15 protein-coding genes and 1 tRNA gene are annotated in these 15,223 nt (G+C 65.9%); 5 read left to right on the top strand and 11 right to left on the bottom strand.

The features are described 5' to 3' along the window. Nucleotides 1–68 precede the first annotated feature (68 nt). Nucleotides 69–923 carry a class I SAM-dependent methyltransferase gene (locus AX725_RS17755; RefSeq protein ID WP_066114367.1) on the top strand — a complete coding sequence of 285 codons (855 nt, stop codon included), beginning with the start codon at nt 69–71 and terminating at the stop codon, nt 921–923. A gap of 12 nt (nt 924–935) precedes the next feature. Here AX725_RS17755 and AX725_RS17750 read toward each other — a convergent pair whose 3' ends face one another. Together AX725_RS17750 and AX725_RS17745 are read right to left on the bottom strand one after the other, a co-directional pair. Beyond that, nucleotides 936–1,649, bottom strand: a complete 714-nt coding sequence (locus AX725_RS17750) for a COG3904 family protein (protein WP_060979328.1) — start codon at nt 1,647–1,649, stop codon at nt 936–938. A 4-nt stretch (nt 1,650–1,653) separates the two neighbouring features. Beyond that, nucleotides 1,654–2,190: a hypothetical protein gene (locus AX725_RS17745; RefSeq protein ID WP_060979332.1), complete on the bottom strand. Its 537-nt coding sequence runs from the start codon at nt 2,188–2,190 to the stop codon at nt 1,654–1,656. Between the two features lie 223 nt (nt 2,191–2,413). On the opposite strand from AX725_RS17745, the gene AX725_RS17740 reads away from it, so the two are divergent. Next, on the top strand, nt 2,414–4,354 hold the full coding sequence (locus tag AX725_RS17740) for a sensor domain-containing diguanylate cyclase (protein WP_060979327.1): 1,941 nt from the start codon (nt 2,414–2,416) through the stop codon (nt 4,352–4,354). Between the two features lie 417 nt (nt 4,355–4,771). Here AX725_RS17740 and AX725_RS17735 read toward each other — a convergent pair whose 3' ends face one another. The 6 genes from AX725_RS17735 to aroA all read right to left on the bottom strand — a co-directional run bounded on the left by AX725_RS17735 (nt 4,772) and on the right by aroA (nt 10,450). Next, on the bottom strand, nt 4,772–5,053 hold the full coding sequence (locus AX725_RS17735) for an integration host factor subunit beta (protein ID WP_060979331.1): 282 nt from the start codon (nt 5,051–5,053) through the stop codon (nt 4,772–4,774). 317 nt (nt 5,054–5,370) lie between these two features. Further along, complete coding sequence (gene rpsA, locus AX725_RS17730) at nt 5,371–7,083, bottom strand: 30S ribosomal protein S1 (protein ID WP_060979326.1); 1,713 nt, start codon at nt 7,081–7,083, stop codon at nt 5,371–5,373. Between the two features lie 202 nt (nt 7,084–7,285). Next, nucleotides 7,286–7,927 (bottom strand): (d)CMP kinase, encoded by a 642-nt coding sequence (locus AX725_RS17725; RefSeq protein WP_060979325.1) that lies wholly within the window; start codon nt 7,925–7,927, stop codon nt 7,286–7,288. Then, on the bottom strand, nt 7,924–8,853 hold the full coding sequence (gene bla, locus AX725_RS17720) for a subclass B3 metallo-beta-lactamase (protein ID WP_066045839.1): 930 nt from the start codon (nt 8,851–8,853) through the stop codon (nt 7,924–7,926). The genes AX725_RS17725 and bla overlap by 4 nt, the downstream gene beginning before the upstream one ends. Beyond that, nucleotides 8,850–9,110 (bottom strand): CBU_0592 family membrane protein, encoded by a 261-nt coding sequence (locus tag AX725_RS17715; RefSeq protein ID WP_060979323.1) that lies wholly within the window; start codon nt 9,108–9,110, stop codon nt 8,850–8,852. Before AX725_RS17715 ends, bla begins: the two co-directional genes overlap by 4 nt. Continuing rightward, nucleotides 9,107–10,450, bottom strand: coding sequence for a 3-phosphoshikimate 1-carboxyvinyltransferase (aroA, locus tag AX725_RS17710; protein WP_060979322.1), 1,344 nt, complete (start codon nt 10,448–10,450; stop codon nt 9,107–9,109). The genes AX725_RS17715 and aroA overlap by 4 nt, the downstream gene beginning before the upstream one ends. 189 nt (nt 10,451–10,639) lie before the next feature. Here aroA and AX725_RS17705 point away from each other — a divergent pair, with 189 nt between their 5' ends. The 3 genes from AX725_RS17705 (at nt 10,640) to AX725_RS17695 (ending at nt 11,872) form a co-directional block, all read left to right on the top strand. Further along, complete coding sequence (locus tag AX725_RS17705) at nt 10,640–10,954, top strand: TIGR02300 family protein (protein WP_023839428.1); 315 nt, start codon at nt 10,640–10,642, stop codon at nt 10,952–10,954. A gap of 119 nt (nt 10,955–11,073) precedes the next feature. Next, a tRNA-Ala gene (locus AX725_RS17700) sits at nt 11,074–11,149 on the top strand. A 90-nt stretch (nt 11,150–11,239) separates the two neighbouring features. Next, nucleotides 11,240–11,872, top strand: coding sequence for a Rossmann-fold NAD(P)-binding domain-containing protein (locus AX725_RS17695; protein ID WP_060979321.1), 633 nt, complete (start codon nt 11,240–11,242; stop codon nt 11,870–11,872). 1 nt (nt 11,873) lies between these two features. Here the strand turns inward: AX725_RS17695 and AX725_RS17690 are convergent, their stop codons facing one another. The 3 genes from AX725_RS17690 to AX725_RS17680 are packed head-to-tail and all read right to left on the bottom strand — an operon-like array spanning nt 11,874 to nt 15,170. Beyond that, complete coding sequence (locus AX725_RS17690; RefSeq protein WP_060979320.1) at nt 11,874–13,538, bottom strand: M20/M25/M40 family metallo-hydrolase; 1,665 nt, start codon at nt 13,536–13,538, stop codon at nt 11,874–11,876. 44 nt (nt 13,539–13,582) lie between these two features. Further along, nucleotides 13,583–13,963 carry an ArsR/SmtB family transcription factor gene (locus tag AX725_RS17685; RefSeq protein WP_060979319.1) on the bottom strand — a complete coding sequence of 127 codons (381 nt, stop codon included), beginning with the start codon at nt 13,961–13,963 and terminating at the stop codon, nt 13,583–13,585. Nucleotide 13,964: 1 nt separating this feature from the next. After that, entirely contained in the window at nt 13,965–15,170 is a 1,206-nt protein-coding gene (locus tag AX725_RS17680; protein ID WP_066114370.1) for a hypothetical protein, read from the bottom strand. Between the last annotated feature and the right edge of the window lie 53 nt (nt 15,171–15,223).

The following is a 15,223-nucleotide window of genomic DNA, read 5'->3' as shown; positions in this document are numbered from 1 at the left end:
CACCTCCCCTATTGACCTCGCCCCGCCACCCCCTACCCTCTCCTCGCAACACACAGGAGAGACCCGTCATGACCACCACCGCCACGCCCGAACAGCTCAAGGGTGAGGATTGGGCGGGCGAGCAGGGGCGGAAATGGCTTAGCCATATCGACCGGTTCGAGGGGATGATCGCAGCCATCGGCGAGGCGCTGCTGGAGCGGGCTGCGGTCGCGCCGGGGGAGCGGGTGATCGATCTGGGGTGCGGCGGGGGGCTGACCTCGCTCGCGCTGGCCGAGGCGGTCGGGTCCGAAGGCGCGGTGCTGGGGATCGATATATCGCCCGACCTGATCGCAGAAGCCTCGCGGCGCGCCGAGGGGCAGGCGAACGTCCGCTTTCTCTGCGCCGATGCCGCGACTGTTTCGCTCGATGACGCGCCTCATGACCGGCTGGTCTCGCGCTTCGGATCGATGTTCTTTGCCGAGCCCTATGCCGCCTTCGCCAACCTGCACGGTCTACTGAAGCCCGGCGGGCGGATGGACCTGGCGGTCTGGGGTCCGCCGCGCGACAATCCGTGGATGATGGAGCTGATGGGCGTCGCGCGGGCGCACGTCGACATCCCCTCGCCTGATCCGCGTGACCCCGGTCCGTTCGCCTTTGCCGATCTGGACTATGTCCGCGATATCCTGGCGCACGCCGGGTTTTCCGCGCCCGAGGTGGAGACCTATCAGTGCGAACAGGCGATCGGCGGCCCCGGCGCGCTCCCTGAGGATGCGGCGGACTTTGCGCTCGCCAGCATGGCGATCGGCCGCGCACTCGCCGAAGCCGGGCCGGAGGTGCTGGAGGCTGCGCGCAACGATCTGCTCGCGCTGTTCACGCGCCACTATCGCGAAGGCGAAGGCGTGATGATGCGCAACAAGGTGTGGCTGCTCAGCGCGACGGCCTGAGCGGCGCGACCGCTATTCCTGCACGTTCGCGACGTTGTACTTGAACACCTCTTCCTGCGTCAGGCATCGCCGGGTCGACTGATCGCCGCCGCCGCTGCTCGCCACCGCCTTCTGCTTGTACATGATGTCGGTCAGCAGCTTGCGCGAGACGCCCATGCGGATCAGGAAATCATTGTCCTCGCTGGCGAGCAGCGCGCTTTCCTGCTCGATATCGCCGATCAGCTCGACCGTGGTGTCAGTGCCCAGCGCCACCGACTGGTCGATCGCGTCGCGGTCATTGGTCATGGTGAACATGTGGACCATGAAATTGCCGCCGGGTTCGACCACGCGCAGCTGGCCGCCCATGAACACGAAATTGCACGCGGAAAAGCAGGTCCAGCCCGCCGGAATGCGCGTCACCAGCCCCGGCGTGGAACGGATCAGCCGTCCCGCCGCATTGCCGGCGCGTGCGTTGCCACCGGGCGAGCGCAGCCAGATCTCGCTGATATCGGGATTGTCGGTCAGCGCCTGTTTCAGTCGGTCGGGCAATGTCTGATCGACCGGACCTTCGGCCAGCAGCACCTTGGCATCGCCCTTCTTGACCACCTTCAGCGCCATGATCTTGTTGTTCGACCAGTCGGGTGCCTTGGGGCAGCTGGGATTGGCCGGGTCCATCGGCGCGGGCGACTGGCCGCACAGCAGCGCGACCGCCGCCAGAGCCAGCAACAGCTTATGCGGTGCGCGCATCAAATCAGGCCTGCGCGATTTCGTAGCGCGCTGCACCCGGCTTCTTGCACATGCGCTTCGACACCGTTGTCTCCTCGCCCTCGACGATGATGACATCGTTGACGTTCATGCAGGTCGATCCATCCGCGAGCTGGGTCTTGCCGACCACGGTCGAGGTGCCCGACACGTCCTTGCGCGTCTCGCTGGTCCAGGACGAGCTGCTGCCGACCTCTTCGCCGCGCGTCGCCTCCAGCGTCGCGTCCGCCGCCTTTTTCTGCTCCTCGGGCTCCAGCTTGCAGGCGATGGCGTCGGTCAGCAGGCCGGCGACCTCGGGCACGGGCAGGAAGCTGGGAAGCCCTGCACGGCTCGCCAGACCGCCGAGCACGCCGCCAAGCACCGACCGTCCTGCGGCCTTGCCCGCGCTGTCGTCGCATCCTGTCGCGGTCTTGCCGCTGCTGCTGGGTCGTGAGCGCAACAGGCCGCCGAACTGGGCCTGGGCAGGCATTGGCAGCGCCATGGCGAGCACCGCTGTCAGCGCGGCCGCCTGCATGCCCGATTTCATCAACCTGTTTTCCATCGTTCAGCCTCTCCAGCCAGGAACCGCCAACGACCCTGGATCACATTACCGTAGCGGCAATATCCGGTCAAACCATGACCCGCATCACAACCTGGCCCCTGTCGCCAGCATAGGCCCGCGCGATCGCTTGCGGATAGGATAATCCCGCCAATGCGGTGGAAACTCCCAACCTTTGCAGTAAATTAACCAAAATCGTCCACAAGACGCCATGCTTGCCCGCCTCTCGCCATGGTTCCGTTCGCTGTCGGTCAGCTCGCGCACGGCGCTGAGCCTCGCCATCGGCTTCACCCTGATGATCGCCGCAACCGCGCTAGTCGCGTTTTCGCAGGAACGCGCCAAGGCGATCGACGAGTCGCTGGCACGGCTCGACCAGCGCAACGCTGCAGTGGTCAATGAACTGAGCGACCGGTTCGATCGCATCCAGCGGACGCAGACACGGGCGGTCGAACTGTTCCGCGAAGAGCATGCCGCGCTGACCGATGCCGATGCGCGCCGCGCGTTCGAGGCGCTCTATCCGCTGCGTCCTGACGGCACGCGGCGCAGCATCGACGGGATGTTCACCGGCGGCCCGACCGCGATCGGCATGGTGCATGGCATGGCGGCTTTCGTCCCCGCCGGGATCGATCAGGACGATGGCGCGGTGCGCGACATCGTGGCCGCGACCCTGGCCATCCGCCGCCTCAGCGAAGGCAGCCGTCACGATCTGGAAAGCCTTTACTATTTCACGCCGCGCAACGGCATCGTCATCTTCGCGCCCGACCGGCCCGATCGGCTGGAATTCTATCGCCAGACCGCGCCTGCGGACTTCGCGTTCCAGGATCGCGAATTCGCGACCATTTCGACCATCGCCGCCAATCCTGCCCGCGCGATGCGCTGCACCGGACTGCAATCGCTGATCTCGCTGAAATATCAGGAGGTCTGGACGACGGGCTGCATGACCCCGGTCGATCGCGATGCGCAGCATATCGGCACGTTCGGCACGTCGATGCCGCTAGACGAAATCGCGCCTGCAGGGCGCTTTGCCGATTCCGCAGAGGAAAAGGTGATCCTGATCTCGCGCGAAGGGCGTCTGATCTATCATCCCGGATATACGCGGCAGAACAGCCGCAAGACCGAAGAATATCTCGACATCACGAACAGCGCCCGGCCCGATCTGGCGGCGATCTGGGCGCTGGTGCGTCGCCATGGCCAGAGCGGCTATGTCGGCAAGGCCGACGCGCTGGACGCCTATGTCTCGCTCCACCAGGTGCCTGGCGCGGGCTGGTATGCCCTCACCGTCAAGCCCGAGCAGCTGATCCTGGCCAGGGCACTGCGTCCGATCCCGCGCATCGCGGCCATGGCAGTGATCGCGCTGGCCGGCTGCCTGCTGATCGTGGTGCTGGTACTGCGCCATCTGGTCGCCAAGCCGCTGCGGCGGCTCACGCGCGAGGCGGAACGGATCACGCGCGGCCTGGCCAGCGATGCCATGCTGGAAATGCCGACCGACGATCGCACCGGCAACGAGGTTGCGCGGCTCGTCTCGCGCTTCGAGACGCTGGCCGGTGCGATCCGCACCTCGCATGGCGAACTGGAACAACGCGTCGCCGAACGCACCAGGGCGCTCAACGATGCGAATGAAAAGCTGCGCATCCTTTCCGAGCTAGACCCTCTGACCGGTGTTGCCAACCGCCGCAAGGTGCTGAGCGATCTCGACGCGCGGCTCGAGCGCATGGGCACGGGTGGCGCACTCGCGGTCATCGTGCTCGATATCGACCGGTTCAAGACGATCAACGATCGCCACGGCCATGTCGCAGGCGACGATGCGCTGCGGGCGCTGGCCAGCCGGGTGCAGTCGCTGTTGCGGCCGGGCGACATGATCGGCCGGATGGGCGGCGAGGAGTTCATGGTCATCCTCGACCGCGCGCGGCCGGTCATCGCCGATGCCATTGCCGAACGCATCCGCGCCGCGATCGCGCGCCAGCCGTTCCAGGTGCATGGCAATCTGACGCTCAACATCACCGCCAGCCTGGGCGTGGCATGCTGGAGCGCTGGCGACAGCGCCAAGGCCCTCTATGCGCGCGCCGATGCGGCGCTCTATGAAGCCAAGGCATCGGGACGCAATTGCGCGATCAGCAGCCGCGATCCGCTGCAGGGGCGCAACGCTGCCTGATCCGGCGCGGAGCGCCTGCCCTGTCGGCAGGCCTGGTGCGGGCGGGGGGACTCGAACCCCCATGGGCAAAGCCCGACGGATTTTCTTACCCGCCACGGCTTTCGCCGCCGCGCCGCTTTAAGCGCGTTCGGGGTCTGGACTATCCCTTCACCCTGCCCTGCCAGTCGCAGGGTTTAGGTGCTGCCCGTCTAGTCTCTACACCTTCCCGGCCGCGATGGCCGGGCTTGGCTCGGGATTGCCATTTGACAGGGTTCCCCGAATTTGAGCAGTTCTACGTCGCAGGTTTCCCCGCGCGCACTCACATGATGTTCAAGTCCGTTGCGTCTACCATTTCGCCACGCCCGCACGGCGCAGGGGTCTATAAGCCGGGATGAAGCGGCGCGGCAAGCCTGTAGCTGGCCTGCCGCGTCGGGCCGCTCAATCGGCGTTCAGGCGAGCGCGCATTTCCTTGCCAGGCTTGAAATAGGGAACGCGCTTGGCGGGCACGTCGACGGCTTCGCCCGTACGCGGGTTGCGCCCCTTGCGCGGCTCGCGCGCGCGGGTGGAAAAGGCTCCGAAGCCCCGCAATTCGACCCGTCCCCCTTCGGCCAGTCGCTCGATGATGTTGTCGAAGAAGATATCGAGGATCTTTTCGATCTCGTCTGACCGGAGCCCTGGATTTTCTTCCTCCAGCAGCTGCAGCAGTTCCGATCGTATCATGGTCAATCTCCTGCAATCGATTACACGACGGGATGCCAGAATGCGGCGTCCCTCACACCACATCCCACAATCAATTGACCAGCCCCCCGACAAGCCAATGCGTCTGACCCGTATAACGGAAACGCAGATGCAAGTGCCCAGCGCTGTTGCCAGTCGACAGGCAGATAAATGCTGTCAGAAATCGTGATTGGTTTCAACGCTGTTCTTGGGGGGACTGCTGCTATTCGCGCCAGATTGCACAAAAAAGGGCACCGGCCGACAGCCGATGCCCCTTTTTGAAACGTCACCCGTGCAGCCGCACGGGGATGACCGCAGGATCAGTCTTCGCGCTGCTTGAGAGCGGCGCCGAGAATGTCACCCAGCGACGCGCCCGAGTCGGACGAACCGTACTGAGCCACCGCCTGCTTTTCTTCAGCCAGCTGGTGCGCCTTGACCGAGAAGGTCGGCTTGCGCGAGCGGTCGAAACCGGTGACCATCGCGTCGAGCTTCTGGCCGACCTGGAAGCGGTCGGGACGCTGTTCGTCGCGGTCGCGGCCCAGATCGTTGCGCTTGATGAAGCCGGTCGCGCCGTCTTCGCCGACCTGGACTTCCAGGCCGCCGTCGCGCACTTCGAGCACGGTGACAGTGACGACTTCGTTCTTGCGCAGGTTCGAGCTGTCGGCGCCGCCCACGGCCGGAGCACCCTTTTCGAGCTGCTTCATGCCCAGCGAGATGCGCTCCTTCTCGACATCGACGTCGAGAACGATCGCCTTCACCTGCTCGCCCTTGAGGTGCAGGTTGAGCGCGTCTTCACCCGAGATGCCCCAGGCGATATCCGACATGTGGACCATGCCGTCGACATCGCCATCCAGGCCGATGAACAGACCGAATTCGGTCGCGTTCTTGACTTCGCCCTCGACGACGCTGCCCACCGGGTGCTTTTCTGCAAAGGCGTCCCAGGGGTTCGACTGTGCCTGCTTGAGGCCCAGCGAGATGCGGCGCTTTTCGGCATCGACTTCCAGAACGATGACATCGACTTCCTGGCTGGTCGAAACGATCTTGCCGGGATGGACGTTCTTCTTGGTCCACGACATTTCCGAAACGTGCACCAGACCTTCGATGCCCGGCTCGAGCTCGACGAACGCCCCATATTCGGTGATGTTGGTGACGGCACCCGAAAGCTTCGCACCGACCGGATACTTGACGCTGGCGCCTTCCCACGGATCGCTTTCGAGCTGCTTCATGCCCAGCGAGATGCGCTGCGTATCCTGGTTGATACGGATGATCTGCACCTTGACGGTTTCGCCGATGCTGATCGCTTCGCTCGGGTGGTTGATGCGCTTGTAGCTGATGTCGGTGACGTGCAGCAGGCCGTCGATGCCGCCCAGGTCAACGAACGCACCATAATCGGTGATGTTCTTGACGACGCCGTCGATGATCTGGCCTTCGGCCAGCGACTGGATGAGACCGGTGCGCTGTTCGGCACGGGTTTCTTCCAGAACGGCGCGACGCGACACGACGATGTTGCCGCGACGACGGTCCATCTTGAGAATCTGGAAGGGCTGCGGAATGTCCATCAGCGGGGTGACATCGCGCACGGGGCGGATATCGACCTGGCTGCCGGGCAGGAACGCGACGGCGCCGTCGAGATCGACGGTGAAGCCGCCCTTGACGCGGCCGAAGATCACGCCTTCGACGCGCTTGCCTTCGCCGAATTCATTTTCCAGCTTGTCCCATGCGGCTTCGCGGCGTGCGCGGTCGCGCGACAGCATCGCTTCGCCATCGGCATTCTCGATCCGGTCGACATAGACTTCGACTTCGTCGCCGACCTTCAGGCCATGGTCCTGACCGGGGGCGGCGAACTCGCGCAGCGCCACGCGGCCTTCCGACTTCAGACCGACGTCGATGACGGCCTTGTCGTTTTCGATTGCAGTGACCGTGCCCTTGACGACGCGGCCTTCGAATCCGCCGTCAACGGCAGCGGTGCCGCCCAGCGATTCGTCGAGAAGTGCCGCAAAATCATCGCGGCTGGGAAATGCCGTAGAGGCCATAAATCCAACGTTCCTTAACACAGTTTTGTCCGGCCAGCCGGTTGTCTCCGGCGGTCTTGGCTGAACCTGCCCCCCGGGCCGAATGCACCGGAAAGCGCCCGAAAAGCGCATGTTTGCTTGTGCCAGCAGCAGATATGCAAACAGCGCGAACGCTCGCCCGGACCGCTTGCGGCGCGTGCGATGTTCACGATGATCGAAACATCTAAGGTCGGGCGGCTGGGCCGCCTTCTGTCCTGCCGTTCACCAGCTCTATGGCCCTTTGAACGGCCTGCCCTATAGTCAAATCGCTGGTATCAAGCAAGAGCGCGTCATCGGCTGGCTTGAGCGGCGCGACCGCCCTTCCGGAATCGCGCGCGTCACGTGCGGCGAGGTCTGCCGCGATCTCCTCCAGCGTCACCTGTTCGCCCCGGCTCAGCATCTCGTGATAGCGCCGCGCGGCGCGTGCGGCGACGCTGGCGGTGACGAACAGCTTGGCCGCAGCATCGGGCGCGATCACCGTGCCGATATCGCGCCCGTCGAGCACTGCCCCGCCCGGTTGCGACGCAAACGCCCGCTGCCGCTCGAGCAGCGCCTGGCGAACCGCAGGGTGACGCGAGGCGCGGCTGGCGAGCCCCCCCGCCATCTCGCTGCGCAGATGGTCGTCGCCCAGCAGCGCATCGTCGAACGCGCAACCGGCGAGCGCCTCGTCGGGATTGTCGGGATCGCCGCCCAGCCGCACCGCCATCACGCCGACGGCGCGATAGAGCAGCCCGGTGTCGAGATGCGGCAGACCGAAATGCTTCGCGAGCGCCCTGGCGATCGTGCCCTTGCCGCTCGCCGTGGGACCATCGACCGCGATGATCATGGCCGCTTGCCCGCGTCTGCCGCCGCCTGCTGCTCGGCCAGGGCCTTCAGGAAACCCTGCTCCATAGCGCTGTTGAACCGCTGCAACTCGGACGGGTCGACGAACGCGTCCTTTTCTCCCGCCAGCTGCCGCGCGCGCTTTTCGTGCAGGCCGAAGAACATGTCGTGATTGGCGAGGAACACGTCTGCCTGCATCGCGCGCACCTTGGCAAAGCTGGCGCGGTAATTGTCCGCCATGCCGGGATAGGCGGGCGGCACCAGCGACTGGCCGCCCAGCGAAGCGCTGCAATGCAGAAAGACCTTGCGTGGGGTGCCGGTGGAATCCTTCGCGGTCAGGCCCCATGAGGTGCATCCCGGCGAATGGCCCGGCGTCAGATGCGCGGTCAGCGTGGTCCCGCCCAACCTGACCGCATCGCCGTCTCCGACCGTGCGATCGACCCGCACCGGCGGAAACAGCGCGTCCTTTGTCGGGCCATGGACAACATGCCCGGCCTCCAGATAGGGCTTGTCCGCCGCGCTGCCGATGACCTTGGCGCCGCTCGCGCGCTGCAGGCCTGCCAGCCCTGCGGCATGGTCGAAATGGCCATGCGTGTTGAGGATATACTTTACGTCCTTGGGCTCGAAGCCCAGCGTGCGGATATTGTCCAGGATCTGCGGCACCGATTGCGCGAGCGCGCCATCGATCAGCACATGGCCCTCGGGCGTGGTGATCAGGAACACGCCGATCCCGGCGGTGCCGACATAATGGACATTGCCCAGGATGGTGAACGGCGCCATCCGGTCGTTCCAGCGCATCTCGGTCGCGAACTCGCCGACGGGCTCTGCTTCGGCCGCGGCGATCTGCGCATCGCTCGCAAGGCGCGGGGCGGCCATCGGCGCAGAGGCGCAGCCCGTGAGCAGGAGGGTGAAAAGGACGGTTCGTTTCATGATGGTTTCCCCTCGCGCCGCGCACGCAGCGCGCTGATGATCCCCGATAGCGCGATCAGACCCCAGGCAGTCTCGAGAATCACGGCCGCGAGGTTGAAATGCACCGAAAGCGAGATGAGCAGCAGGATCGCCCCTGCCAGGTTGATCGCATTGAACAGCAGCTTGTCGATCTGCCGGGCCCGGTTGGCATAGATGAAGCCGCCCATGAACAGCACGCTGCCGATAATGCCGATGATATTGGCGACAAGCGGGCTCATGCCCGTCCCTGTGCGCTTTCGAGCAGCGTCAGGAAATCTGGGAAGCTGGTCGCGATGGGCCGCGTGTCGTCGACCTCGACGCCCGAATCGCTCACCAGCCCCGCCACCGCAAAGCTCATCGCGATACGGTGGTCGAGCGATGTCGTGATCGGCCCGCCGCCGCGAAGCGCCCTGCCCCCGCTGCCGGTGATGACAAGGCCGTCCTCGCGCTCTTCCACCGCCGCGCCGATCGCCTCGAGCCCACGCGCCATGGTCGCGAGCCGGTCCGATTCCTTGACGCGCAACTCGTCGAGCCCGGAGGTCACGGTCACGCCCTCGGCCATCGCGGCGGCGATGAAGAACACCGGAAACTCGTCGACCATGCTTGGCACGATCGCGGGATCGACGGTGATGCCCTTGAGCGCGCTCGCCCGCACGCGCAGGTCCGCCACCGGCTCGCCGCCGACGGTGCGTTCATTGAGCCGCTCGATCTGCCCGCCCATCGCCTCGAGCACGGTGATGATGCCGGTGCGCGTCACGTTCATGCCGACATTCTCGATCACCAGATCCGATCCCGGCACGATCAGCGCGGCGACGATGAAGAACGCGGCGGACGAGGGGTCGCCCGGCACGAAAATGTCCTGCGCCTTGAGATCGCATGGGCCGGTGACCGAGATATGCCGAACCCCGTCCGCATCGACCTCGACCGTCAGCGGCGCGCCGAACCCGGCCAGCATCTTCTCGCTATGGTCGCGCGTCGCCACCGGCTCGATCACGGTGGTGGTGCCCGGCGTGTTGAGCGCGGCGAGCAGGATCGCCGATTTGACCTGCGCCGAGGCGACGGGAAGCCGGTAGGTGATCGGCACCGCCGGCTGCAGCCCGCGCACCATCAGCGGCAGCGTACCGCCAGGGCTGGCGTTGAATTCCGCGCCCATTTCGCCGAGCGGATCGGTAACGCGCGCCATCGGGCGGCGGCTGAGCGATGCGTCACCGGTGAACATCGCGGTGATCGGGTGGCTGGCGACCAGCCCCATCAGCAGCCGGGTCGAGGTACCGCTGTTGCCCATGTCGAGCGCCTGTTCCGGCTGCATCAGCCCGCCCACACCGACGCCGTGCACCGTCCACACGCCATCGTCGCCGCGTGCGATCGTCGCGCCCATCGCCCGCATCGCAGCCGCGGTGGCGAGTACGTCCTCGCCTTCGAGCAAACCTGAAATCCTGCTCTCGCCCACGCACAGCGCCGACAGCATCAGCGCGCGGTGCGAGATCGACTTGTCGCCGGGAACGCGGATCGCGCCGGTCAGCGCAGAGCCTGCGGAAAAGCGGCGCGGGCGCGCCGCCTCGTCAGCGTGATGGGCCATGATGTTCAGTGCATTTCCGTTTGGGCATGGTCTGCCGGGGAGTAAAAGCGACGCAGCTTTTGACAGCGGCACAAAGCTATGGCAAGGCGCACGCCAATTTTCCGGCCGGTGGCGTGCGCGCCGCCTTGCGGAAGCGTGCAACCTTCTCCACATCGATCCATCGATTGAGCTGAAACCGAGGCATTTTTCATGATCAAGCCTGAATGGGGCGCCAAGCACAGCTGCCCGAAATGCGGCACCCGTTTTTACGACCTTGGCAAGGACGACCCCGTATCCTGCATCAACTGCGGCAACAGCTGGACGCCCGAGCCGGTGCTGAAGTCCAAGCAGCCGCTGCCCTTCGAGGAAGAGAAGAAGAAGGTCATCGAGAAGGAGGATGTCGATCTGGCCGATGAGGATCTGGACATCGACGAGGACGGCGATTCGCCCGACAACGATGTCGATCTGGGCGGAGACGACGACCTGGGCGTCGCTGCCGCCGATGACGACGATGAGGAAGGCTGAGCCTTTCCGATCCTAATGCGAAATATTGGCAGGGGGCAAAATTGCCCCTTGCCACCTTCGGATCGCTCGACTAAAGGGCGGTCCTCCCCGACGCCGGGGGGTCAAAAACCGGCGAAGATGGGGCCTTAGCTCAGCTGGGAGAGCGCTACACTGGCAGTGTAGAGGTCAGCGGTTCGATCCCGCTAGGCTCCACCATTTTTCCTCGACATCGCAGGATATCTGGCGTCAGACTTCGCGCTGACGGTGCCCTTTCCCGGGTACCTGCGCGATGTCGGAGGACCATCCTTGAGCACCATCCTGATTGCCGGTGGCACCGGTCTTGTCGGGCGCATCACGCTGGCGAAAGCGCTGGACGATGCGCGTGTTACACAGGTGGTGGCCCCCACCCGGAAAGCGCTGCCCTCGCACCCGAAGCTGGTCAACCCGCTCGTCGACTACGAGGCGCTGCCGCCGGAGGCCGATTGGTGGACGTGCGATGCCGTGATCTGCGCGCTGGGCACGACGCGGGCCAAGGCGGGGTCGGCTGAAGCCTTCCACCGGATCGATCACGATTATCCGCTGATGGTGGCGAGGCACTCACGTGCGCAGGGCGCGCAGGCCCTTGCCCTGGTGTCCGCGATCGGCGCGGATGCCGGCTCGCGGCTGATCTACAACCGCACCAAGGGCGAGGTCGAGGCGAGCATCGGCGCACTCGCTTATCGCAGCTATACCATCGTCCGCCCCGGGCTGATCGGCGGGCAGCGCGACGAGTTCCGGCCGATGGAGCGCGTGTCCGATGCGGTTCTCGGCGTGCTCGGGACCGTGCTGCCGCGCCAATGGCGGATCAGCCCGGCCGAGAATATCGCCGCCGCGCTGACCGAAGCGGCGCTGGCCGCCAAGCCCGGAAGGCACGTCGTGAGTGCCGCCGCACTCGCCTGAGCTATTGCTTCGGCGCGCCTGACCTGTCTCGGATCGCCTTGAACTCCGATCCCGGCTTCCATTGCGGCCAGCGGGTGGAGTTGGCGAGTTCTGCGCCGATCACCCCGGTGAGCGCAATGTCCTGCACCGCGCCGTCGAGGTTCCAGTCCGGCCCCCAGGCATCGCAGGCCTGGTGATAGCATTGGCCGGTATAGGCATCGATCCACGCCTGGCCCGCCGCGACGCCGCCTGCCTTCAGGTTGGAAGCCCCCGCAATGCCCATCAGCAGCATCACCGGCACGCCGCGCTTGGCGAAGGAGAAATGGTCGGCGCGGTAGAACAGGCCGCGCTCGGGCAGGCTTTCGGGCGTCACGGTCCGGCCCTGGGTTGCCGCCACGCGCGCCATGTCGTCCTCGAGCGTGTTCTGCCCCTTGCCGACCAGCACCACGTCGTTCGCCGCGCCTGCGGTCTGCAGGATGTCGAGCGCGAGATTGGCGACGGTCTTTTCCATCGGATAGACGGGGTTGGCCGCATAATATTCGGAGCCGAGCAGCCCGCGCTCTTCCGCCGTCCACAGGCCGAACACCACCGAGCGCTCGGGCGCCGGTCCCGCCTTCATCGATCGCGCGATCTCGAACAATCCCGCAATGCCCAGTGCATCGTCATTGGCCCCGGCGCGGTAGATGCGGCCCTGGGCGTCGGGCTTGCCCTGGCCATAGGCATCCCAATGCGCGCCGAACATCACGACCTCGTCCGGACGCTTGCGGCCGGTGATCTTGCCGAGCACATTGTGGCTGGTCACGACCTCGGGCTGCACCGGGATATCGGCATTGAGCGTCACGCCCTTCAGTTCCACCGGGCGGAATTGGGGCGACCGCGCCCCGACTTCCAGCCTGGCAAGGTCCAGCCCCGCCGCCGCGAACAGCCGCGCCGCAATGTCCGCCGACAGCCAGCCCTGCAGCCGCACGCTGGTCAGCTTGTCGGGCGCGCGGACGATGTCGTAATTCTCGCCGCCGGGGCTGATCACGACATTCCAGCCATAGCCGACGCCCGCCGCATTGTGGACGATCAGCGCGGCGACTGCGCCCTGGCGCGCCGCTTCCTCGAACTTGTAGGTCCAGCGGCCGTAATAGGTCATCGTCCGGTCGCCGAACTTGCCCACCGCCGGTTCGCCCGGCTTGGCGACGAAATCAGGATCGTTGATGAGGAACACCGCGACCTTGCCCTTGAGGTTCGCGCCCTTGAAATCGTCCCAGCCGCGCTCGGGCGCCTTCACGCCATAGCCGACGAACACCAGCGGCGCATTGGCGACGCGCGCGGCGTCTTCGGGGCGGATGGTCGAAAGGTAGATGTCCTCGGCAAGCTTCGGCGCGACCTTCCCCTTGGGCGTCGCGAAATCGAGCGTGCGCGGCGTCTGCAGCCTGGTGTGGAGGAGCGGCACCTTCTGCAGCCACTGGCCGTCAGGCCCCGCCGGCTCCAGCCCCAGTGCCTCGAGACGCGCGATCAGATAGCCGAGCGTCCGCTCCTCGCCGCGCGTGCCGGGCGCACGCCCCTCGAACGTGTCCGACGCGAGCGTGCGGACTGTTTCGACCAGCCGATCGGGATCGACGGTCATCTCGGTCTGGGCATGGACGGGAGCGGCAAGCGCGCCGATGGCGGCGGCGGCGAACAGGATAGGTTTCAGCATAACCCCGTCTTAACGCCGCGCCCTTTTAGCGCAAGCGATCAGGTTCAGGCCGCCTTCGCCGTGTCCACCGGTTCGAGCGAATCTTCTTCCCACAGCTGCTTGGCGCGCTGCACGTCGCTCTCGCTCACCTTGCCGATGCGGTGCGCGATGAAGTCGATGCCATCGATCAGCCACAAGGCAAGCTGCGGCTGAGTCAGGCGATAGACCCGGCTCTGCGCGAAGCTCTCGATCTCGACCAGCCCCAACGCGCGCAGCACGGCGAGGTGCTGCGACAGACGCGTCGGGGTGATGTCGAGCGCTGCGGCCATCTCGTTCACCGTCTGGTCGCCGATCCGCAGCTTCTGGATCAGCCGGATGCGATCGGGATGCGAAATCTGGCGCAGCACGGTGGCGAGTTCATGGGCAACGATCTTGCGGCTGGGCATCTTATTGTTCTCCAGTGGTGGCAACGAGCCGAAGGGAAGGACGCGGCTGGCGCGGCGACGGGGCCAGTGCTGCCGCAGGAATGGCACGCCATGACAAGCGGGCGCGCGAACGCTGCTCGCCGCCGCGACAGAGCTGGTGAATGAATTCGCCGTCGGTCACCTCGGTGACATAGGGCGCGACGGAGCCCCGGCCGGGGGTGATGATGCCGCAATCCCACAGCCGCGCGGTGCCCTGCATCAGCCGCTGAGCGGCATGGCCGAGGCCAGCATGGTGCGCTGCGAGCGCGAGCGCCTGCACCAGCAAGGGCGCGTTGAGCGGCAGCGTGCCATCCGCCTCGTCGAGCACCTCACCGGTGATCATGCTGACCCCGCGCCGATGCCAGAGCATCGGCCAGGGGGTCCAGATTCCGGTCAGCTCGGCGAGCATCGCAAACACCAGGCTGCGCAGCTCGGGCAGAACGATGATCGCATCCCAGCGCCCGGCATGGCGGACAAGATGGCACAGCGCATCCTCGATCGGCAGAATCTCGATTTCCTGCTGGTCGCGCGTCGCGACGCGTCCCGAGACAAGCAGCTGGCGCACCAGCGCGTTGCGGCGCTGGGCATCGACGACGATGCCGATCCGCTGGCGCCCTTCGGCAAGCGCAGCCTGCAGCATTGCCTGCAGGGTTTCCGCGCGCGGCATGGGGGCATCGCAATCGGCGTCGACGGCACAGGCCGCAGGATGGGGCGACATCAGCATCACATCGAGCGTGCTCGCCTTGAGCGGCTTGCCGGTGCCCTGATCCTGCAGATAGCTTGCGACCCAATCGACCCGCGGCAGCGCTGCATGGCCCCCGGCCTGAAAGGCGACGGGCGAAACATTCTGCCAGGGCTGGAACTGGGGCGCGGCCTTTGCCGCCCGGTGCGGTGCAGCCCATGCGGCAACCTGGCGAAGCGCACCACTCGGTCGCGCGGAGACATGTTGCACATCGAGTTCGAGCCATGCCGCGAGCCGCGTCAGCGCATCGCGCCAGTCCTGCGGCACCGGCTCGGCCGGCTCCGCCAGCAGCAGTTGCGATCCGCCGACCAGGCTGAGCGCCGGACGCGGGCCGGTGGAAAGCCCCTGACCGGATTGAACTGCGGGGATCCGGTCAGGGGCAACGCCCGCTTGTGCGACCGCAAGCGAGCGAAGGGGAAGGTCAGGCTGTTCGGGCAATATTTCCATCGAAAGGACCTTTGCGAGCGTCTGGGCTTGGGCTGCTGACTAAACGCATTGCG

It is taken from the genome of Blastomonas sp. CCH9-A1 (genome assembly GCF_001557175.1).
GTDB lineage: Bacteria > Pseudomonadota > Alphaproteobacteria > Sphingomonadales > Sphingomonadaceae > Blastomonas > Blastomonas delafieldii_A.
Note: the sequence above shows the minus strand (reverse complement) of the source record. Positions and strands in the feature narration are given on the sequence as shown.